Raw genomic sequence first — 19,332 nt, forward strand, 5'->3', positions numbered from 1 at the left:
GTCACATCCCGATCGAAGCAAAGAAGATCGCGAACAAGCCGTCCAGCACGATCACCAGGAAGATCGACTTGACCACCGACGTCGTCGTCTGCCGACCAAGCGACTCTGCGCTGCCCTTCACGCGCAATCCCTCGCTGCAGGCGACGATACCGATCACCAGCGCCATGAACGGCGCCTTCAGGATGCCGACCTCGAAATGGGTGACGGAAATGGCCTCATGCAGCCGCGCGACGTAGATCGCCGGCCCCATATCACCGTAGAACTGCGCAACCAGGCCGCCACCATAGAGCGCGGCAATCGATCCGATGAAGGCGAGAATTGGCAGCGCGACAACAAGCGCGGCCACGCGCGGCAAGATCAGAACTTCGACGGGATCGAGCCCCATGGTCGAGAGCGCATCGATCTCCTCGCGCATCTTCATCGAGCCGAGCTCGGCCGTATAGGCGCTCCCCGAACGTCCCGCGACCATGATGGCAACGATCAGCACGCCGAGCTCGCGCAAGACGAGGATGCCGACCATGTCAACGGTGTAGGATTCCGCGCCGAACCGGCGGAAATGAAAGAATCCCTGCTGGGCGATGATGGCGCCGATCAGGAACGTGATGAGCACGACGATGGGAATCGCCTGAAACCCGATCCGGTTGAGCTGATAGACCAGCGACGTCAGCCGTAGCGAGCGCGGCCGGCGCAAGACGCCGATGAGCGCCATGAACAAAGCGCCCAGCATTTGCAGAAAAATCGTGACGTCTTCGCGGGCACCGATCGTGGCCTTGCCGAGATCGTTCAACCTGAGCAGCACCGGATTGGTCGGGGCCGCTGGCGGCGGCGTGTGCCGGTTGACCTGGCGCACTTCCTCCAGCAGGCCGCTGAAACGATCGGCCACACCGACGATCTCGGCTGGCCTGCCGGATGATGCAGCCTTGCGCGACAATTTCTCCAGGATCCAGGCACCGAGCGTATCGAGCGCGCTGATGCCGGACATGTCCAGCGTCACGGTCCTCGACCGATCGACATCCGTTCCAACAGATCGGGACAGGGTTTCAAGCTTTGCGACGTTGGCCGCAATCCATGGCCCCTCGGGCCGCAATTCGAGCGCATCACCCGACGGGGTTGCCAGCAGCAGAGGTTCCGAATTCACGCGCATATCCTCATGGGACGACCGGCCCCAATGGTTCTATTCTAGGCCGGCAACGAGCGGGTCGATTGACTTGCCTCAAACAGACTTGCCTCAAACAGACCTGTCTCAAACAGATCTGCCTCAAACACAGGCGCACTCTCGCCCCCTTGACCCAAATCAAAGGCCGTCAGGCTTGTCCGCATAGGCTCGCGCCATTGAATGGAGACCGCCAATGTTCGACACCGGCAGAATGAGCGACGAGCTGAAAGCGCTGAAGATCGACGTCACAAATCTGCTGAGCACCGCTGGCGAGGGGATGTTCGAGACCTCGAAGGATCGGACCGAGGCCCTCGCCGCTCAGATCAAGGCCGCGCTGGCCGAACTCGGCGAAACCGTCGGCGACGAGCAGGAGCAGCTGCATGATCTTGTCGCCGAGCGTCCAGTGGCCTCGCTCGCGTCCGCCTTTGCGCTCGGCGTGGTCGTCGGCTTCATGCTGAGGAGGCACTAGGTGAATACGGAGAATGTGGTCAAGCATCTGCGCGCCTTGTGGCGCACGGACAGGATCATCGCGGATATCAGGCTCCGCCATCTGCTGACCGGACTTGGTCTGCGCGCCTTCGCGGCGCTGATCGCCGCATTCGGACTGCTGATGCTGGAGTTGTCCGCCTATTTCGCCCTCGTCCAAATCTGGAGCGCAATCGCCGCGGCGGCGGTGCTCGGAGCGATCAACTTTGCCATCGCTGCGGTTCTGTTCATCATCGCCGGACGCCCGCCCTCGGGCCGCGACATCGAGCTTGCCAATGAAATCCACGGCACGTCGATCGAGGCTCTCCAGGTCGAAGCCCGGGCGCTTCAGGCTCAATTATCGGGCGCGGTCCATCATCCGCTCAGCACGATCGTACCGGTATTGGTGCCGCTGATCGCAATCATCGTCAAGAACATGCGAAAGACGGCCAGAGAACCCGCCGCAGATGCAGCGCCCGAAGCACGCTCTTAGCTGGCCACGCGTCAGAGTTTCAGGCGGACGTCGCAGATATCAGGTTCCGTCGGATCGGGCTTGATCTCAAAGCCGAGCTGCCGGCACATCTCCAGCATCACGACGTTCTCCTTGAGCACGTCGCCAGAGATGGTCTTGAGCCCTTCCGACCTGGCGTAGTCGATGATCAGCTGCATCAGGGCCCAGCCGAGCCCTCTGCCCTTGAGGTCGGAGCGCAGCAGGATCGCATATTCGCCGCTCTCGTAGATCGAATCCGAGTGAAGCCGCACCACGCCGACCATCTCGCTGTTCTCGTCAAACGCGATGAAGGCCATGGCACGGGCATAGTCGAGCTGGGTCAGGCGCGCGATGAATTCATGGGTGAACTCCTTCATCGGCGCGAAGAAGCGCAAGCGGAGATCCTCAGGCGTGACGTGACGCAGGAATTCGTGAATGGTCGGCTCGTCTTCGGGCCGCAGGGGCCGCACGAAGATACGCCAGCCGTCCTTGAGCGCGAGCCGGCGCTCCCATTGCGAAGGATAGGCGCGGACGGCGAAATTGGCGGGGCCGGAGCCCGCAAACTTCCGCTGTGGCGGCCCCACCGCGACGCGGGCGTCGACCGCCGTCGCACCGGTCTCATCCGCGAGCAGCGGATTGATATCGAGCTCGCGGATTTCGGGGATGTCGGTCGCCATCTGCGCCAGCTTGACCAGTACCAGCGCGACGGCGTCCTGCTTGACCGCCGGCACGTCCCGGTAGGCGGGCAACAATCGCGACACCCGCGTGCGCTCGATCAGGTCTCGGGCGAGCTGGAGGTCGAGCGGCGGCAGCGCCAGGGCCTTGTCGTTGATGATCTCCACCGCGGTGCCGCCCCGGCCGAACACGACGACGGTGCCGAACGTCGGATCGTCAGCGAGGCCAAGAATCAACTCACGCGCCTTCGCCTTGACGACCATTGCCTGGACGATGAGGCCATCAATACGGGCTTCGGGACGCAGCTTCCTCGCCCGCGCGAGAATGCCGGCGGCGGCCGCGCGTACCACACCCGGATTGGTCAGATTGAGCACGACACCGCCGACGTCGGACTTGTGCACAATGTCGCGCGACATGATCTTGAGTACGACGGTGGCGCCTTGGGCGAATATCTCATCCGCACAGGCGACCGCCTGCTCGACATCTGCAGCCGCGTAGGTCGGCACCATTGCGATGTCATAGCAGCCAAGCAGATGCTTGATCTCGACGGGATCGAGCCATTTGCGCCCGTCAGCGATGGCCGTCGTGACGATTTGCTTGGCAGCCGCGACATCCGGCACGAAGGTGTCCGGCATCGCCGGCGGAACCTGGCTCAGCTCGTCCACGACCTCGCGATGCCGGACCATATGCATGAAGCCACGCACCGCGTCGTCTTCGGTCGGATAGTTCGGAATGCCAGCGGCGGACAGCTTTGCAATGATGTCCTGATCGGCACCGACCCAGGCGGCGAGCACGGGCTTGGCCCAACTGCGATGCTTCGCGCGATACTTGAGGACGAGTTCAGTCACGGTCGTCGCGATCTCGGCGGCCGATGCGATCGCGGTCTGCACGTTGAGCACGAGAATTGCGTCATTGCCGGGATCGTCGAGCAGCACCTCCAGCGCAGCGGCATAGCGCGCCGCATCGGCGTCGCCGACGATATCGACGGGATTGGCGCCGGACCAGGTCGACGGCAGCACCGCGTCGAGCTTCTCGCGCGTATCGGGTGTCATGGGCGCGGGAATTCCGCCGAGATCCGCGAGCCGGTCGACCGCCAGGACACCGATGCCGCCACCATTGGTCAGGATAGCGAGGCGCTTTCCCGCCGGCGATCCGATCCGGCCGAGCGTCTCGGCACAATCGAACAGTTCGCGTAGATCGGATACCCGGAGGACGCCGGCGCGCCGGAAGGCCGCATCATGGACGGCGTCGGCACCTGCGAGCGCGCCCGTATGCGTGGCCGCAGCCTTCGCGCCATGCGCCATGCGGCCTGATTTCACCACGACGACCGGCTTCACGCGCGCCGCAGCGCGCGCCGCCGACATGAATTTTCGCGCGTCCTTGATGGCCTCGATGTAGAGCAGAATGGCGCGGGTTTTATGATCCATCGCGAAATGGTCGAGCAAATCAGCGATGTCGACGTCGATCTGGTCGCCGATCGTAACGATGCCGGAGAAGCCGACGCCGCGTTGCGCAGCCCAATCCACCATGCCGGCCGCAATCGCCCCCGATTGCGAGATCAGCGCGAGATTTCCAGCCCGCGGCATGTGCGCGGCGAAACTCGCATTCAGATTTGCGCCAGGCATCATGATGCCGAGGCAGTTGGGGCCGATCAGCCGCATGCCGTATTTGCGGGCAGCCGCGATGGCGGCCTCCTGAAGCGATCCCGGTCCATGACCGAGTCCCGCCGAGACGATCAGGGCGCCGGCCGAACCGCGCCGACCGGCCTGGTCGATGATGTCAGGGATCTCTCGCGCCGGCGCGGTGATGACGACGAGCTCAGGTACGAAGGGCAGCCGGTCCAGGCGGCTCACCGTCGCGACGCCGCCGATCTCGGCATGGCGTGGGTTCACCAGGCCGAACTGCCCCTTGAATTCCGCCTTGCGAATGTTCTCCAGGACAGCGCGTCCAACGGAGACCGGGCGGGAACTTGCGCCGACCAGCGCAACCGACCGTGGCGACAACAGGTTTTTCAGGCGATAAGTCGACATGATCACAATCATCCGATCGGGCAACGGACCCGATAGATGCGATGCTAGCCCGGATATGGAGTGAGCGCACCTGGTGTCCTGAACCGGAAGTTGCGGAATCGCGTTGCGCTCTGCTGGGGCATTGTATCGGCAGAAGCGCTCGATGAGGCAAGGATGTCGTCAGCGGACCAGTCTCCCGCCGGAATGACTTGGGATCGGCGTTGTGTCGGTCGATGAACGATGGGATGCCGGCCTGACGGCAGCGACGTTGCGATAGGCGTCGGGCCTAATCTTTTTAATCGGTAAGAAGCCTGAAGAAGCGCTCGACTTGGTTGAGTCATGACGAACTGGTCGGAGTCAGGTGCGCGTGCCAACCGCGCTTTTTAGCCAGTCAGTATTGGATCGGGGGAGTGGTCGCTGCTGCGGCCCCCATCCTGGTACAGCGACGCGAACCCACTGCAAATCCATCATTACGAACCAGTGACTCGCGACACCAAATTGTGCCAAGCACCGATGAAATGGATAAACGAACCTCGGTCATTATCCGCGAATTCGAGCGCTGGCGCTGAAAGCGGGCCACTGGTGGCGAGCAGAATCTGACTGGACGTCGTGCCAGCCTGGATCCTAGCTCACGAGATGCCAATCGGCAGCAGCATTGATCGTTCCGATTTGAACCTTGGCCTCGACCTGTGTGCCGTTCATCTCCCAGACCTGCAACGCGTGGGTGGTATTGTTCTCGAACAGAAGATCGGTCCTACCGTCGCCGTTGTAGTCGCCCTTGCCGACGTATTGGAAACCGGGATCCATGACGCCGACCTGCGGGTTGGCCATGACCTGGGTGCCGTTCATCTGCCAAACCGCGACGCCGCCAGTCGTGCTGTTGAGCAACAGCAGGTCGGTCTTGCCGTCGCCGTTGAAGTCACCCGTGTCGGCGAAGTGCCAGCCAGCCGCGGCGTTGATGGTACCGATCTGCGGATTGGCCATGACCTGGGTTCCGTTCATCTCCCAAACCGCCACACCATTGGTGGTTGAGTTGACAAGCAGAAGGTCGGTCTTGCCGTCACCATTGAAGTCGCCGGTACCCTCGAATTGCCAGCCGGCCGCGGCATTGATGGTACCGATCTGCGGATTGGCCATGACCTGGCTGCCGTTCATCTCCCAGACCGCCACGCCATGAGTGGTTGAGTTGAGAAGCAGCAGATCGGTCTTGCCGTCACCGTTGAAGTCACCCGTGTCGGCGAAATGCCAGCCGGCCGCGCCATTGATAATACCGATTTGCGGGTTGGCCATGACCTGGGTGCCGTTCATCTCCCAGATCGCAACACCATCACTGTTGTCATTGAAGAGAAGCAGGTCGGTCTTGCCATCACCGTTGAAATCGCCGGTGCCTTCGAATTGCCAGCCGGCCGCGGCATTAATGGTGCCGACCGTGGCGTTCGTCATCACCTGGGTACCGTTCATTTCCCACATCGTAACAGCATGGGTCGTGTCGTTGATGAACAGCAAGTCGGCTTTGCCGTCACCGTTGAAGTCTCCCGTGGCAGCCAGTTCGGACCCTGACGGCGCGGTGCCGATCTGGGGATTCGCCACTACCGTAGTTCCGTTCATTTCCCAGACCGCAATGCCATGGCTGGTGTCGTTCTGGAGCAGCAAGTTGGACATGCCGCCAGACGTACCGAAATTGACGTCCGTCTGGTCGAGCGTGAAGGTGATGCTGGCACTGGCCGTGTTGCCGGCGGTGTCGGTATCGGTCACGACCACGGTATGGCTGCCGTCCATCACCGGCGCGACGTAGCTCGCCGATGGCAGCCCGCCGTCCACTGAGTAGGTGCGGGTGACATCGCCGGCCGCCGCGCTGATGGTGAGCGCGTCATCCCGTGTGATGTGGTCGCTGTCCGAGATGCCGGTGTCGTCGGTCAGCGCCACAGTTGGCGTCGCGATCGTGGTGTCGAGCGTGACCATCAGCGCCGCGGTCGTTGATGAATTCCCGGCCGCGTCGTCAAAGATCGCGGTGATCGACTTCGTGCCGTCCGCGCCAAGATCGCCGGCCGTCACGGTCAACTGGACGGATCCGGCCGACACGTCGCCTGCGGTGATGGTGTGCAGCAGGGGATGCGTCAGCGATGCTCCACCGAGTTTCAGCTCGACCGTATCGCCCGCCTGCACGGTTGGATCGAGGGCCACCTGGAACGTTGGCGTGGTATCCTTGGTGATGTTGTCCGTGCTCGATACGCCTGTATCGGAAGCCGCGGTGAGATCGGGCGTGCCGCCTGTCGGCACCGTAGTGTCCTCCATCACGGCAAGGACGGCGGACGCAGTGCTCGTATTTCCCCACGCATCGGTCGCTTTCGCGGTGATATTATGCGTCCCATCAGCCAGCGCCGATGTCGTGATACTGAACGCACCAGTCGTCAGGCTCGCGGTGCCCGTGCCAAGTACTGTAGTGCCGTTGCTGTCATACAGTGTCACCGTGCTGCCGAGCTCGGCCGTGCCGTCGATCTTGACGTGCGAAAAGTTGGTAATGCGATCGCCGATCGTAGCGCTGTCCGTCGTCGCGTCGAGAGACAGGCCGGTCGGCGCGACCGGCGGCGTCGTATCCGGATGGACACTGACCTGAGCTACCGCCGTTTGCCACCATCCGTTGGCAATATATTCATTCGATATCCAGAATCCGCCCGGGTTGTTCGGATCGGCGATTGCGGTCGAATAGGTGCCCCAGCGCTGGTCGTTCAGAGCACCGGAATCGAAAAACGTAGTGCTCGCCTGGTAAAGCGTCGGCGCGGTGAAGGCGGAAGCGCCGGCGCCGAGCACCGTATAATAGTCGGCGGGATACATATTCGACCCGGAGGCCGAAAAATTGATGAGCACGTCGCCGTTGTGGTCGACCGCAATCGAAGGATTGAACACCGCGACACCCGCGCCGATGGAGGCGCCGGAAATCACGTTCCCGATGACAAATTGCGGATTCGTGGGATCGGTGACATCGAGCTTGAACCACTCGATTTCCGCGGGCGCCCCCGCGCTCGGCATGACTTCGCTCACGCCAAAGACGTAGTTGTGTCCTCCGGAGGAGGTGTAGGCAAGGCTTTGGAGGCGCCCGTCGTTAATGTCGAGCGTCTTGGTCGTGCCTAGCTGCGCGGCGGTGAAGTTGTTTCCGCCCCCTCCCACATCGGCATCGCCGAGGAAGAGCGTTTGGGTCCCGCTGAAGCCGTGCGTCGGATCGTAGGTTTGATATGTGAGCCCTGTCTCCCTGCCGGTCGAATAGGTGCTCAAATAGTAGGTTTCCCCGTTATCGCCGGCGATATTGCGCGCGATGCCGCCGGTCGGTGACACGCTTTGGCTGGCGTCGGGTGTGATCGCGGCGTTTCCGGCGGCTATGACGCTGCTTTCGTTGACGACGAGTTCGCCGTTGTTGTAGCCGCCTCCCGCGTCGAGATATTCGGGCGTGGAGATGTAGATCTTGCCGTTGCTGACCGACAGATAGGGCATGTCCGCTTGGGTCGTGTTGCCGTTGGACGTGTCGATCGAAGCCAGATACCAGCCGTCGTTCGGATTACTGTCCACCGACACGGCGATATCGATGTTGGTGGCGAAATTCCCGGTTCCCGGCTGGAAATTTTCCGCGATGATCACATAGTGACCGGTCGAACTGTCATAGGCGGCGCGCGCGTCGAGCAGCCTGTTGTCGAGCGTGGCGCCAAGCGGCGAGAACAAGGTGGACAATGATCCATTGGATACGATCGGATGCCCGCTGAGGTCGGTTATCTCGTAGTGAGTGGTCTCCGCGGTGAGAATGTAATTCGAACCGACCGCTAGCGCATTTTGGGGCGGAGTGTTGGTCAGATCGGACAATCCGGAAAATGACAGGTCGACCGAGGTGGAGCTCGTCGGTGGCGTCGCCGAATAGAAATTGAGCGCCGGCACGCCGGCGCTGGCACCGATCGCCGTGGCGCCGTAAAGGCTTTCGATCGTGGCAAGCAGGGAATATTGATCCGCCGGCGAGTCGTTGACGACCCCCGCGGGGACGCCCGCGCCGACGACGATGCCCGCAATGTGATCGGGGTAGGTCACCGCCGGATTGGTGTTGTTTTCGTCGAAGGTGACGATCAGCAGCGAATTGTTTGCCTGCGCCCAGGCAACGTAGGAGGAGAGATTGGCCTGGACCCAGGCGTCGCCCGCCGGAATGCCGCCACCATTGTCGCTTGTCGGCGTCATGTTGTCGGCGTCGTTGGGCGAAACAAAGGAAACGGTCGGAAGGTTGGCAAAGCCGGCCGCGGTCTGCGGAAAGGTGCTGAAATCGTGACCGTCGTTGGCCGAATTGGCGAAGTCCATCCAAGGTTGCCGTTCGGGGTCCGCCGTGGTTTCGGCATAACCGCCGAAGGTGTAACCGTGCGCGGCGAGTGTGCTCGCCAGCGTCGGCACGCTGGCCGGAAGCTGGGCAACGGCGCCGTTGGTGGTCACGCCCTGCGTCGAGCCGGAAAACAGGGCAATGTAATTGGGCTGACTCGGATGGGTCACACCGTAGTAGTTGGTGAGAAGCATCCCCTGAGAGATCAGCGAGTTCAGGTAAGGCGCCTGGGCACTCCCTACGATGTCGGAATAGTTCTCATTTTCCAGGGAAAGGACGACAATGTGGCTCGGAGTCGTGGTCATGATCGTCAGCCCTCCATTGCGGTTCGATCGCAGTGCCTGTTGGTCGAGAGTGCAGGTTCCGAGACGACCGCTGCCACGGTCTCGAAACGCGGGCTACTTGGCGTCCGCATGAATTTCCCTCCGGAGCGCGGCAATAGACATCCAGGCGCGCCGCTACCGCGGTTCGCTCGGCCTCTCCAAAACAGCCGCTAACAGAAAGTCCCAACTCGCTGAATCCGAGACGCGACAAACTGCGATTTGTCTCGATACTCGCTGAGTTCACCTATCGAGCCAATGGCTCGGAGGGGGTACCTCATTCAATCACATGAGGCATGATGTGCTGAGAACTCAATAACCATTTTGGTTATCAGCGCCCACCAAAGGCCTGCTTGCGACCGACGATGAAGCTTGTAATTGCAACAAAGAAAACGATCCGGCTCACTGTCGTGCAGAAGCATTTCATGGTCCTGCACGCGCCCGAGCGCGCGGAGGATCTAACAAGAACGGCGTAGGCACCAAGCGTTGACGTCCACCCGATCAAGCGCCCCAGAAAGATGTCGAGAGAAACGACCGGCAGGCCACCATCGCAATCTGTTGCCGACTACAATATCCGGCGCCCTGCCCCGTCGCAGAAAAATTTCATCCCAGCAGCGGATGCCAGCCACCGCAACGGACGGCCGGCTGCGACAGCGTCGACGCGATGTTGCGAACTTCCGGTTCAGGACGCTAGTGCGACATCATCACCCAGCACGGTGGCTGGCCGATGATGGTCTTCGTTACGCCGCCCCAGACGATCTCGTTCAGACGCGAATGGTGGTAGGCGCCCATGACGATCGCATCGACAGCATGCGACTGCGCGAAGCTTCCCAGCACCTTGCCGATCGAGCTACCACCGCCCTTCACGGTTTCGAAGGATGCATAGACCCCATGCTCCCTGAGATGATGGACGAGACTGGTGCCGGATTGCGTGACCGCTTCGTCCTTGTCGTCCGCCACCGTGATCACCCGCACCACAGCGGCAGCCTGCAGGATCGGTAACGCGTCGCCGACCGCACGTGCCGCGCGTGCCGAATGGTCCCAGGCAATCACGACGTTCTCGAATTCCGGCCGCAACGCCTCTACGTGCTGCTCCGGACAAAGCAGCAATGGCCGGCCGGATTCGAACAGGAGCGTGTCAACGATGTTTTCCGTTCGGCTGTCGTGCGGCTTCACGGGGACCATGGTGAGGTCGCTGAAGCGCGCGTGCTCGGCCAGGGTCTGGGCGATCTGGTCCGCCGGGACTCTGCCTGACCGGCTTTGGGCGCGAATCCCGGCACGCGAGGTCGCAGTGGAGAACGTGTCCAGGAGCTGCTGCATGTCGTCCGCCTCGCGCGCGGCACTGAATTCGGCGGCCTCCGGATCGTCAGGGAACACCACCTTCGGTCGCGCGAAGGCATCGTCCTCGAGCGCAAGCCCGGTTATCCTGGCGCCGAGATCGGCGGCAACGGCGACGCACTTCTCAATCGTGGCCAGCGTGGACGAGCGCGGCTGGCCAATGAGCGGCAGAAACACGTCCTTGATGGGCATCGGATTCTCCTTGCCGGCCAGAATAGGCCGCCTTCGGTCCGGGGCCTTGATCTTCCTCAAGCCGGGAAAACTCCGCATCGCCAACCGACGACCGGCCTTGACGGACGTCAAGGACTGGTCGCAGTCCCGACCTAAAGGTTACCTTGGTGTGCGGCCGGACCGCTTGGCGCCCTCATCTGCAATAGGCCGGAAGGGATGACCGACAATTCTGCGACCCAGGAACGGATCTTCGCGGCACTGACCGCACATCCCGGCGCGAAGCGGATCGACACACACGCGGCCTCGGTCTTCCTCGACGGGACGCGCGCGCTGAAGATCAAGCGGGCGGTCAAATATCCCTTTCTCGATTATGCGACACTTGGGAAACGCAAGATGGCGTGCGAGGAGGAGGTCAGGATCAACCGGCCGCATGCGCCACAGATCTATCATCGCGTCGTGGCCATTACTGAAGAACCGGACGGGTCGGTGAAGGTCGACGGCAGCGGCAAGCCGATCGAATATGCCGTGGACATGTCGCGTTTCGACGAGAGCCGAACGCTGGATCATCTGGCGAAGGCCGGACGGTTCGACGCGGACTTTGCGTCGGCCGTCGCCGACGCGATCGCGGCTTCGCATGCGGCAACGACGCCCGCCGACGGCAAGGCCTGGATAACCTCTATCCCCGCCCTGATCGACGGCAACAGCAATGGCCTGCGAATCGGCAATCATCTCCCGGCCATAGAGATCGAGCAGCTTGCGCAGGCCTCGCACGCGGCATTCCTGCGCACCCGTCCCTGGCTCGAAGAGCGCAGCCGCCAAGGCTTCGTGCGCCGCTGTCACGGCGATCTGCATCTTGCAAATATCGTGATGATCGAGCAGCAGCCCGTGCTATTCGATGCCATCGAGTTCGACGCACAGATGGCGACTGTCGACGTATTCTATGACCTCGCGTTTACGCTGATGGATCTGCTCCACCACCATCAACCGCTTGCAGCCAATACCGTTCTGAACCGGTACCTTGCCGCGACGCGGCTGGAAAACCTCGACGCGCTCGGCGCGCTGCCGCTGTTCATGTCAATGCGCGCAGCGATCCGGGCCCAGGTGGCGTTGGCACGGCTGAAGCCACCACATTCCGACGATGCCGGCATTCTCGATGAGGCGCGCCATTATTTCGACCTTGCCCAGGCGCTGATCCAGCCTCCCGCTCCCCGTCTGATCGCGGTGGGTGGACTATCTGGCACCGGCAAGACAGTTTTGGCACGCGCGCTCGCGCCTACCGTCGCTCCGCAGCCTGGCGCCGTCGTGCTGCGTAGCGACGTCATTCGCAAGCAGATGTTCGGTGTTGCCGACACGGACCGGCTGCCGCCGTCCGCCTATACGCCCGAGCTTGCGGCCCGCGTCTACGAGGCAATGGCCGAGCGCGCCCGGCGTGTGCTGGTTCAGGGCCATTCAGCAATCGTCGATGGCGTGTTCGCCCGCGATTTCGAGCGGGATGCCACCGCCACGCTGGCGAGGAATTGTAACGTACCCCTCACCGGCCTCTTCTTGGTCGCGGATCTGGCGACCCGCCAGGCCCGAATCGGCGGTCGCAGCGGTGACGCATCCGACGCGACGCAAGAGGTTGCCGCGTTGCAAGAGCACTATAATATCGGCCATATCGGTTGGACGACCATCGATGCATCCGGGACACAAGCGCAGACGCTCCAGAGCTGCCAGGACGCGATCGCTGAGGGCAGGTAAGGCAATCTGATTGGCGCGGGCTAGGATGGCGCGACCCACCACGAATTCTACGGCGACCGCCCTCGCCAGGCCGGCGGCGAGCCGCAATACGCTGCCCGGGCGCCTCAGCCCCGGCATGGCCTGCGACACCGCCTTTCGGATCATCGCCCGCCGTCACCTCGCCGCCGTCCTTGCCCAGCACGACGGGACCTGTCGAGGCGATCCGGAGGCGCTGCATCAGATCCGAATCGCGCTGACGCACCTGCGGACCGCGATTCGCTTCTTTTCGCCCATGGTCGACGATGCGCTGCGCCCCAAGGTCTGGGCCGAGTTGAAATGGCTGAACAGCCAGCTCGGCATGGTGCGGGATCTCGACGTCGCCATCGAACGCGTCGTGGCCGAGACCGGGAACGAGCTCGCGGTGATCGCCGAGCTGCAGCACTGGGACGACAAGCGCGCCGAAAGCCATCGCCTGCTGGCCCGCGCGCTGCAATCGGCGCGATATCGCCGCCTGGTCGAACAGACCTCGAGCTGGATCGAGAGCGGCCCTTGGTCGACCCGGCGCGGCAAGGAGGCCATCAGGCTGCGCCGTTGCCCGCTCGCCGACCACGCGACGGCGCAACTGACCGAATGGGAAAAGACGCTGCTCAGGAAGGCCAAGAAGCTGCGCAAGCTCGACGTCGAGAAGCGGCACAAGCTGCGGATTCTCAACAAGCGACTGACCTATTCGATTGAGTCGCTGGAGGACCTGTTCGCCGAGAAGTCGCTGACGAAGCAGAAGTCGATTCTCAAACAATTGCGCAGGGCGCAAAAATCGCTCGGACAGCTGAACGACGATGCGCGCGGCCAGACGCTGGCCGCGTCGTTGAACGAAGCCGCCCCCGAGGCCGCCGTTCGCTTTCTCGACCGCAAGCGGGAAAAGAAGCTGTTGCGAACGGCTTCGACGGCCTATCGCAAGCTGGACAAGGCAAAGCCCTTCCGCTCCTCCGACCTGACGCCAGACCCGGAACCGGAGGACTAGCTCGACGCCAGCGCTGCTTGACCTGCGTCAAACCAGGCCGCTGCCGCTGATCTAAGCTCCGCACATCGATATTCGTGTGAACTTGCGGAGCCCCCCATGCGCGCCCACCAGATCATGACCCGCTCGGTTATCTCGGTCACCCCCGACACCAGCATCGTCGAGGCCGCGAACATCATGCTGAAGCGCCACGTCAGCGGCCTGACTGTTGTCGACGGTAGCGGCAAGCTGGTCGGCGTCGTCTCGGAGGGCGACTTCATCCGCCGCAGCGAAATCGGCACCGGGCGCAAGCGCGGCCGCTGGCTGCTATTCATCCTCGGTCCCGGCAAGACAGCCAGCGATTTCGTCCACGAGCATGGCCGCAGGGTGTCGGAGGTCATGACCGCCTCGCCCGTCACCATTACCGAAGACGCCGCGCTTGCGGAAATCGTCGATCTTATGGAACGGAATAACGTGAAGCGGCTGCCGGTGGTTCGCGGCGACAAGCTCGTGGGCATCGTATCACGCGCCAACCTTCTGCAAGCCGTGGCGGGCCTCGCTCGCGACGTGCCGGACCCGACCGCCGACGATGATCACATCCGCGGGCGCATCATCGATGCCATGGAGAAGAACGATTGGTGCCCGTTCGGACTGAACGTCATCGTTCGCGACGGCATCGTTCATTTGAGCGGCGTCATCACCGAGGAGCGCGCGCGGCAGGCTGCGGTCGTTGCCGCGGAGAATGTCGCGGGCGTCAGGAAGGTGCACGACCATCTATGCTGGGTCGACACCATGTCCGGCGTCTATCTGAACTCACCCGAGGACGATGATCTCGCCAAGGCAAGCTGACAAGGCAAGCTGACGCGGCGAGCTGAGTGTCGTTCAGCGAGGAATGACGGCGGTTGCTTCGATCTCGACGCGTGCCGCTTTCTCAACAAGGCGGACGACCTGGACAAGCGCCATTGCCGGATAATGCGCGCCGAAGATCGTGCGGTAGATCTTGCCGAGCTCCTTCAGGTTCGTCAGGTATTCGTCCATGTCGACGACATACCAGGTCAGGCGCACGAGGTGCTCGGGCCGCGCACCGGCCTCGGCAAGGATTTCCGCGATGTTGCTCAGGGTCTGACGCACCTGCGCGACAAAGCCGTCCGCGAGACGCTCCTCGGCATCCCAGCCGATCACGCCGCCGGTCACCACGAAGCGCCCTTCGGCAGCCATGCCGTTGGCATAGCCCTTCGGCATCGGCCAGCCGGATGGCTGGAGCACCTGTGCCCTCGGGCTGACGTCATCCTCGGCTGCACCGGGCAGCACCGCGAGCTGTGGGCCTTTCGGCGTCGTCACGGACAAATCCTGATCCTCATCTCATTCTGCCGCGACGCCCGAGGACGTCGCCGTCGCTTGCGCCAATTGCCGCAAGGCGAAGCGCTTCAATTTTCCGGTCTCGGTTTTCGGCAGCTGGGTCACGAACTCGATCGCGCGCGGATATTTATACGGCGCGATCTCGCGTTTGACATGCTCCTGCAACTCGGCTGCGAGCTTTGCATCCGGCGTCACGCCGGGTGCGGCAATGACATAGGCCTTCACAATCATCCCGCGCGCCTCATCCGGCGCACCGACGACGCCACACTCGGCAACCGACGGATGGGTGAGCAGCGCTGCTTCCACATCCGTTCCCGCGATATTGTATCCGGATGACACGATCATGTCGTCGGAGCGCGACTGGTACCAGAAATAACCGTCGCTATCCATCAGATAGGTGTCGCCGGTGATGTTCCAGCCGTTCTGGACATATTTGCGTTGCCGCTCGTCGGCAAGGTAGCGACAACCAGTCGGCCCGCGCACTGCAAGCTTCCCCATCGTGCCCGGCGGCAGGTCATTGCCATCATCGTCGACGATCTTCGCCTCATAGCCAGGCACCGGCTTGCCGGTCGCGCCGGGGCGAATTTCGTCCTCCGTCGCGCTGATGAAGATGTGCAGCAGCTCAGTCGAGCCAATTCCGTCCATCAGCTTGATGCCGGTGGCCTTGAGCCAAGCGTCGAATGTCGGCTTGGGCAGCGTCTCACCCGCGGACACGCACTTCCTTAGCGAGGAAATGTCGCGCCCCGGAAGCTTGCCGATCATGGCGCGGTACGCGGTCGGCGCCGTAAAGCAGACCGTGGTCTTGTACTGCTCGATCGCCGTCAGGATGTCGTCGGGCGTCGTCTTCTCGAGGACGACAAAAGAAGCGCCGATGTGCATCGGGAACAGCACGCCGCCGAAGCCGAAGGTGAAGGCCAGCGGCGCGGAGCCGACGAAACGGTCTTTCTGCTCGGCCTGCAGGATGTTGCGCGCATAGCCGTCGCACACCGCCAACATGTCCCGATGGAAATGCATGGTGCCCTTTGGATCGCCGGTGGTCCCCGACGTGAAGGCGATCAGGCAGATATCGTCAGCGGCGGTATCGACCGCGGCGAACTCGGCGCTCGCATCTGCGATCAGTGCTTCGAGCGAGTCGGGTGCACCGTTGCCCCAATAGACCACGTGCCTGAGATCCGGCGCAGTCAGCTTCGCCTTCTCCATCTCGTCGGAGAGTTTTCCGTCGCAAAGCGCAATCGTGATCTCCGCCTTCTGGATCGGATAGGATAGCTCCTTGGCGCGCAGCAGCGGCATCGTCGCCACGCAAATGCCGCCGGCCTTGATCACCGCAAGATAGGTCGCAACCATCATCGGGCTGTTGGCGGAGCGCAGCATCACGCGGCCGCCGGTGACGAGACCGAGTTTTCCGACCAACACATTGGCGATGCGGTTCACGAGCGCCTGCAGCTCGCGATAGGTGTAGCTGACGGCGGGGCTGATGACGCAAGGCTCATCGCCCTGCCCCTGCTCGACCCAGCGGTCGAGGAAATAGCTGACGCAATTCAATCGCTGCGGATAGCGCAGCTCCGGCCGTGTGAAGATGAACTCCGGCCACAGCTCTGGCGGCGGCAGATGCTGCCGCGCAAACGTGTCGACGTGGGCAGTCACGGCGTTGCCGTCATGCGAGCCCGAAACTTGAACCTTGGCGGCGTTGGCCATCGCACGCTCCTTTCAGCATGGAAAGCACCCGGCAGCACTCAACGGAAAACATTTTAGGCTTAAAACAATTCGGCGCAATAGCGGATTTTGGGCATCCCATGCATTTTCGTGCGGCAAAAGGGATTGGCGACCGGTCGCCCGCGGACCTAGGGCCGGCGGCGGCCGGCCGATTTCTGCGCCGACGCCTTGGTCTTGGCCAGGAGCCGCATCAATTCGCGAACGTCCTTCGGCGTCAAATCGGCGAAGAGATCAGCGATCCAGGTCTCGTGTTCCGAGGCCATCCTGCGAAACTCGGCACGACCAAGCTTCGTGAGGCGGATCACCTGGACGCGGCGGTCGGTCTCCGAGGTCCGGCGATCGAGATGGCCGGATTCGACCAAGCGCTCGACGAGGCCGGTGACGTTGCCGTTGGACACCATCATGCGCTTGGAGACATCCGACAGCGTCATGCCGTCAGGCGCCTTGTCGAGCTGCGCCATCAGATCGAAACGGGGCAGCGTGACGTCGAAACGTTGTCGCAGCCGGCCGCGGACTTCTCCCTCGATCAGGGTCGTGCAGGTGAGCAGGCGCAACCACAGCCGAAGCTCTTCGGCATGGTCCTCCGGCGTTTCGACGGCCTTGGTCTCGGAATCGAGCATCTCGCTGCAGTCACTCACGGCCGGCATTGGCGCCGGCACGGATTCCCAACGTTTTGAGCTTCAAATAAATCGACGCCGGCCGCAAGCCCAAAGCTGCAACAATCGACCGCACATCAATTTCTTTAGGCTTCAAATAATTGGCGCGCGGCTTGCATGCACCGCTTCCGCGCGAGATGGCGACGCCTTGAGCTCAGCTTGCCGCGGTAGCCATCATCGGCATAAGCTTGGATCGAAGTATGGGGCCTGCAGCGCAGGCCCGATCGCCACGGGGGGACAGATCATGAAGACGCAAATGACCTTGGCCGCAGCCGCCTTGCTGCTCGGGACCGCGATGAGCCCTGCCCTCGCACAAGAGAAGATCAAGCTGGGCGTGATCGTGACGCTGTCGGGGCCCGGCGCGGCGCTCGGCCAGCAGGTTCGCGACGGCTTTGCCCTCGCGGTAAAGGATCTCGGTGGCAAGATGGGGGGCCGCGACATCGAGGTCGTCGTTGTCGACGACGAGCTGAAGCCCGACGCTGCGGTGACGAAGGTCAAAGGCCTACTCGAACGCGACAAGGTCGACTTTGTCGTCGGGCCGATCTTCTCCAACATCCTCCAGGCCATCCACCGGCCGGTCACGGAATCCAAGGTATTCCTGATCAGCCCCAACGCCGGCCCATCGACCTTTGCCGGCAAGGACTGCAACCCGTTCTTCTATGTGACGTCCTATCAAAATGACCAGGTGCACGAGATCCTCGGCAAGGTGGCGCAGGATCGCGGCTACAAGCGCATGTATCTGATGGTGCCGAACTATCAGGCCGGCAAGGACTCGGTCGCCGGTTTCAAGCTCGACTACAAGGGCGAGATCGTCGAAGAATCTTACATGCCGCTCAACACGCTGGACTTCCAGCCGGAGCTTTCCAAGATTTCCTCGCAGAAGCCCGATGCGCTGTTCACGTTCATGCCGGGCGGCCTCGGCGTCAACCTCGTCAAGCAATACAAGCAGGCCGGTCTCGCCGACAACATTCCGGTGCTCTCAGCCTTCACGGTGGATGAATCGACCCTGCCGGCACAGCAGGACGCGGCGGTCGGCATGTTCGGCGGCGCGAACTGGGCGCCCAATCTCGACAATCCCCAGAACAAGAAGTTCGTCGCCAGCTACGAGGCCGCCTATAACGGCGTGCCCGGCACCTACGCCTTCCAGGCTTATGACGCTGCAATGCTGATCGACAGCGCGGTCAAGGGCGTGAAGGGCGACCTCTCCAACAAGGACGCCGTTGCGGCCGCCCTGAAGAAGGCGGACTTCACGTCGCTGCGCGGGTCGTTCAAGTTCAACACCAACGGCTATCCGATCCAGGATTTCTACCTGACCAAGGTCGCCAAGCGTCCAGACGGAAAATTCCAGACCGAGATCGTCCAGAAGGTTTTCGAGAACTACGGCGACCGCTATGCCAAGGACTGCAAGGCGGCGAACTAACGCCGCGCGTCGCGTTAAGGGAGGACTGCAATGAAGAGCGAAATTACCGGCATCACGCGGGCTAACGAGGGGATCCAGGGCATCTCCTGGAACATCCTCGGCCAGACCTATGTGCCGAAGAGCAACACCGAGAACAGCTTCTCCTGGCACGCCACACTGCCGCCGGGCACGTTCGTGCCGCCGCACATTCATCCCGACCAGGACGAATATCTCTACATGCTGGAGGGCAAGCTCGACTTCGTGCTCGGCAATTCGGAGGCGCAGGCGACGCCCGGCGATCTGATCCGCCTCGGCATGGGCGTGCCGCACGGCATCTTCAACAAATCGGACCAGACCGCAAAAGTGCTGTTCTGGGTGTCGCCGACCAAAAAGCTGTTCGACCTGTTCTGGGGCCTTCACAACATGAAGGAGCAGAAGCCCGAGGATGTTGTGGCGATGGCCGCCGAGTTCAACATCCACTTCCTGCCGCCGCCGCCGGGCGCCGGCTAAGGGCTCA

Annotated in this window: 14 protein-coding genes; 7 read left to right on the top strand and 7 right to left on the bottom strand. The window is 62.5% G+C overall.

Annotation, left to right across the window (positions count from 1 at the left end; genetic code table 11):
* Window position 1: 1 nt before the first annotated feature.
* Complete coding sequence (locus NLM31_RS30370) at window positions 2-1,138, bottom strand: ABC transporter permease (protein ID WP_254194685.1); 1,137 nt, start codon at window positions 1,136-1,138, stop codon at window positions 2-4.
* 211 nt (window positions 1,139-1,349) lie between these two features.
* Here NLM31_RS30370 and NLM31_RS30375 point away from each other — a divergent pair, with 211 nt between their 5' ends.
* Both NLM31_RS30375 and NLM31_RS30380 read left to right on the top strand, forming a co-directional pair.
* Window positions 1,350-1,625, top strand: a complete 276-nt coding sequence (locus NLM31_RS30375; RefSeq protein WP_254132806.1) for a hypothetical protein — start codon at window positions 1,350-1,352, stop codon at window positions 1,623-1,625.
* Window positions 1,626-2,114 carry a phage holin family protein gene (locus NLM31_RS30380; RefSeq protein WP_254194686.1) on the top strand — a complete coding sequence of 163 codons (489 nt, stop codon included), beginning with the start codon at window positions 1,626-1,628 and terminating at the stop codon, window positions 2,112-2,114.
* 11 nt (window positions 2,115-2,125) lie between these two features.
* On the opposite strand, the gene NLM31_RS30385 is transcribed toward NLM31_RS30380, so the two are convergent.
* The 3 genes from NLM31_RS30385 to NLM31_RS30395 form a co-directional block, all read right to left on the bottom strand.
* Entirely contained in the window at window positions 2,126-4,816 is a 2,691-nt protein-coding gene (locus tag NLM31_RS30385) for a bifunctional acetate--CoA ligase family protein/GNAT family N-acetyltransferase (RefSeq protein ID WP_254194687.1), read from the bottom strand.
* Between the two features lie 603 nt (window positions 4,817-5,419).
* Window positions 5,420-9,448, bottom strand: a complete 4,029-nt coding sequence (locus NLM31_RS30390; RefSeq protein WP_254194688.1) for an FG-GAP-like repeat-containing protein — start codon at window positions 9,446-9,448, stop codon at window positions 5,420-5,422.
* A 705-nt stretch (window positions 9,449-10,153) separates the two neighbouring features.
* Window positions 10,154-10,993 carry a universal stress protein gene (locus tag NLM31_RS30395; protein WP_254194689.1) on the bottom strand — a complete coding sequence of 280 codons (840 nt, stop codon included), beginning with the start codon at window positions 10,991-10,993 and terminating at the stop codon, window positions 10,154-10,156.
* A 195-nt stretch (window positions 10,994-11,188) separates the two neighbouring features.
* On the opposite strand from NLM31_RS30395, the gene NLM31_RS30400 reads away from it, so the two are divergent.
* The 3 genes from NLM31_RS30400 (at window position 11,189) to NLM31_RS30410 (ending at window position 14,537) form a co-directional block, all read left to right on the top strand.
* Window positions 11,189-12,712, top strand: a complete 1,524-nt coding sequence (locus NLM31_RS30400; RefSeq protein WP_254194690.1) for a bifunctional aminoglycoside phosphotransferase/ATP-binding protein — start codon at window positions 11,189-11,191, stop codon at window positions 12,710-12,712.
* A gap of 25 nt (window positions 12,713-12,737) precedes the next feature.
* A complete protein-coding gene (locus tag NLM31_RS30405; protein ID WP_254194691.1) occupies window positions 12,738-13,712 on the top strand; it encodes a CHAD domain-containing protein in 975 nt (324 codons plus the stop codon).
* A 96-nt stretch (window positions 13,713-13,808) separates the two neighbouring features.
* Window positions 13,809-14,537 carry a CBS domain-containing protein gene (locus NLM31_RS30410; protein ID WP_254194692.1) on the top strand — a complete coding sequence of 243 codons (729 nt, stop codon included), beginning with the start codon at window positions 13,809-13,811 and terminating at the stop codon, window positions 14,535-14,537.
* A gap of 33 nt (window positions 14,538-14,570) precedes the next feature.
* Here NLM31_RS30410 and NLM31_RS30415 read toward each other — a convergent pair whose 3' ends face one another.
* The 3 genes from NLM31_RS30415 to NLM31_RS30425 all read right to left on the bottom strand — a co-directional run bounded on the left by NLM31_RS30415 (window position 14,571) and on the right by NLM31_RS30425 (window position 17,407).
* Window positions 14,571-15,029, bottom strand: coding sequence for a RidA family protein (locus NLM31_RS30415; protein WP_375167511.1), 459 nt, complete (start codon window positions 15,027-15,029; stop codon window positions 14,571-14,573).
* Window positions 15,030-15,050: 21 nt separating this feature from the next.
* On the bottom strand, window positions 15,051-16,742 hold the full coding sequence (locus tag NLM31_RS30420) for a benzoate-CoA ligase family protein (RefSeq protein ID WP_254194694.1): 1,692 nt from the start codon (window positions 16,740-16,742) through the stop codon (window positions 15,051-15,053).
* Between the two features lie 146 nt (window positions 16,743-16,888).
* The gene (locus tag NLM31_RS30425) at window positions 16,889-17,407 is read right to left on the bottom strand and encodes a MarR family winged helix-turn-helix transcriptional regulator (protein WP_254132816.1); all 519 of its coding nucleotides are present in this window, start codon (window positions 17,405-17,407) and stop codon (window positions 16,889-16,891) included.
* Between the two features lie 253 nt (window positions 17,408-17,660).
* Here NLM31_RS30425 and NLM31_RS30430 point away from each other — a divergent pair, with 253 nt between their 5' ends.
* Both NLM31_RS30430 and NLM31_RS30435 read left to right on the top strand, forming a co-directional pair.
* A complete protein-coding gene (locus NLM31_RS30430) occupies window positions 17,661-18,836 on the top strand; it encodes an ABC transporter substrate-binding protein (RefSeq protein WP_254194695.1) in 1,176 nt (391 codons plus the stop codon).
* A 30-nt stretch (window positions 18,837-18,866) separates the two neighbouring features.
* Window positions 18,867-19,325 (top strand): cupin domain-containing protein, encoded by a 459-nt coding sequence (locus tag NLM31_RS30435; RefSeq protein ID WP_194481488.1) that lies wholly within the window; start codon window positions 18,867-18,869, stop codon window positions 19,323-19,325.
* Window positions 19,326-19,332 lie beyond the last annotated feature (7 nt).

It is taken from the genome of Bradyrhizobium sp. CCGUVB4N, assembly GCF_024199945.1.
Classification (GTDB): Bacteria; Pseudomonadota; Alphaproteobacteria; order Rhizobiales; family Xanthobacteraceae; genus Bradyrhizobium.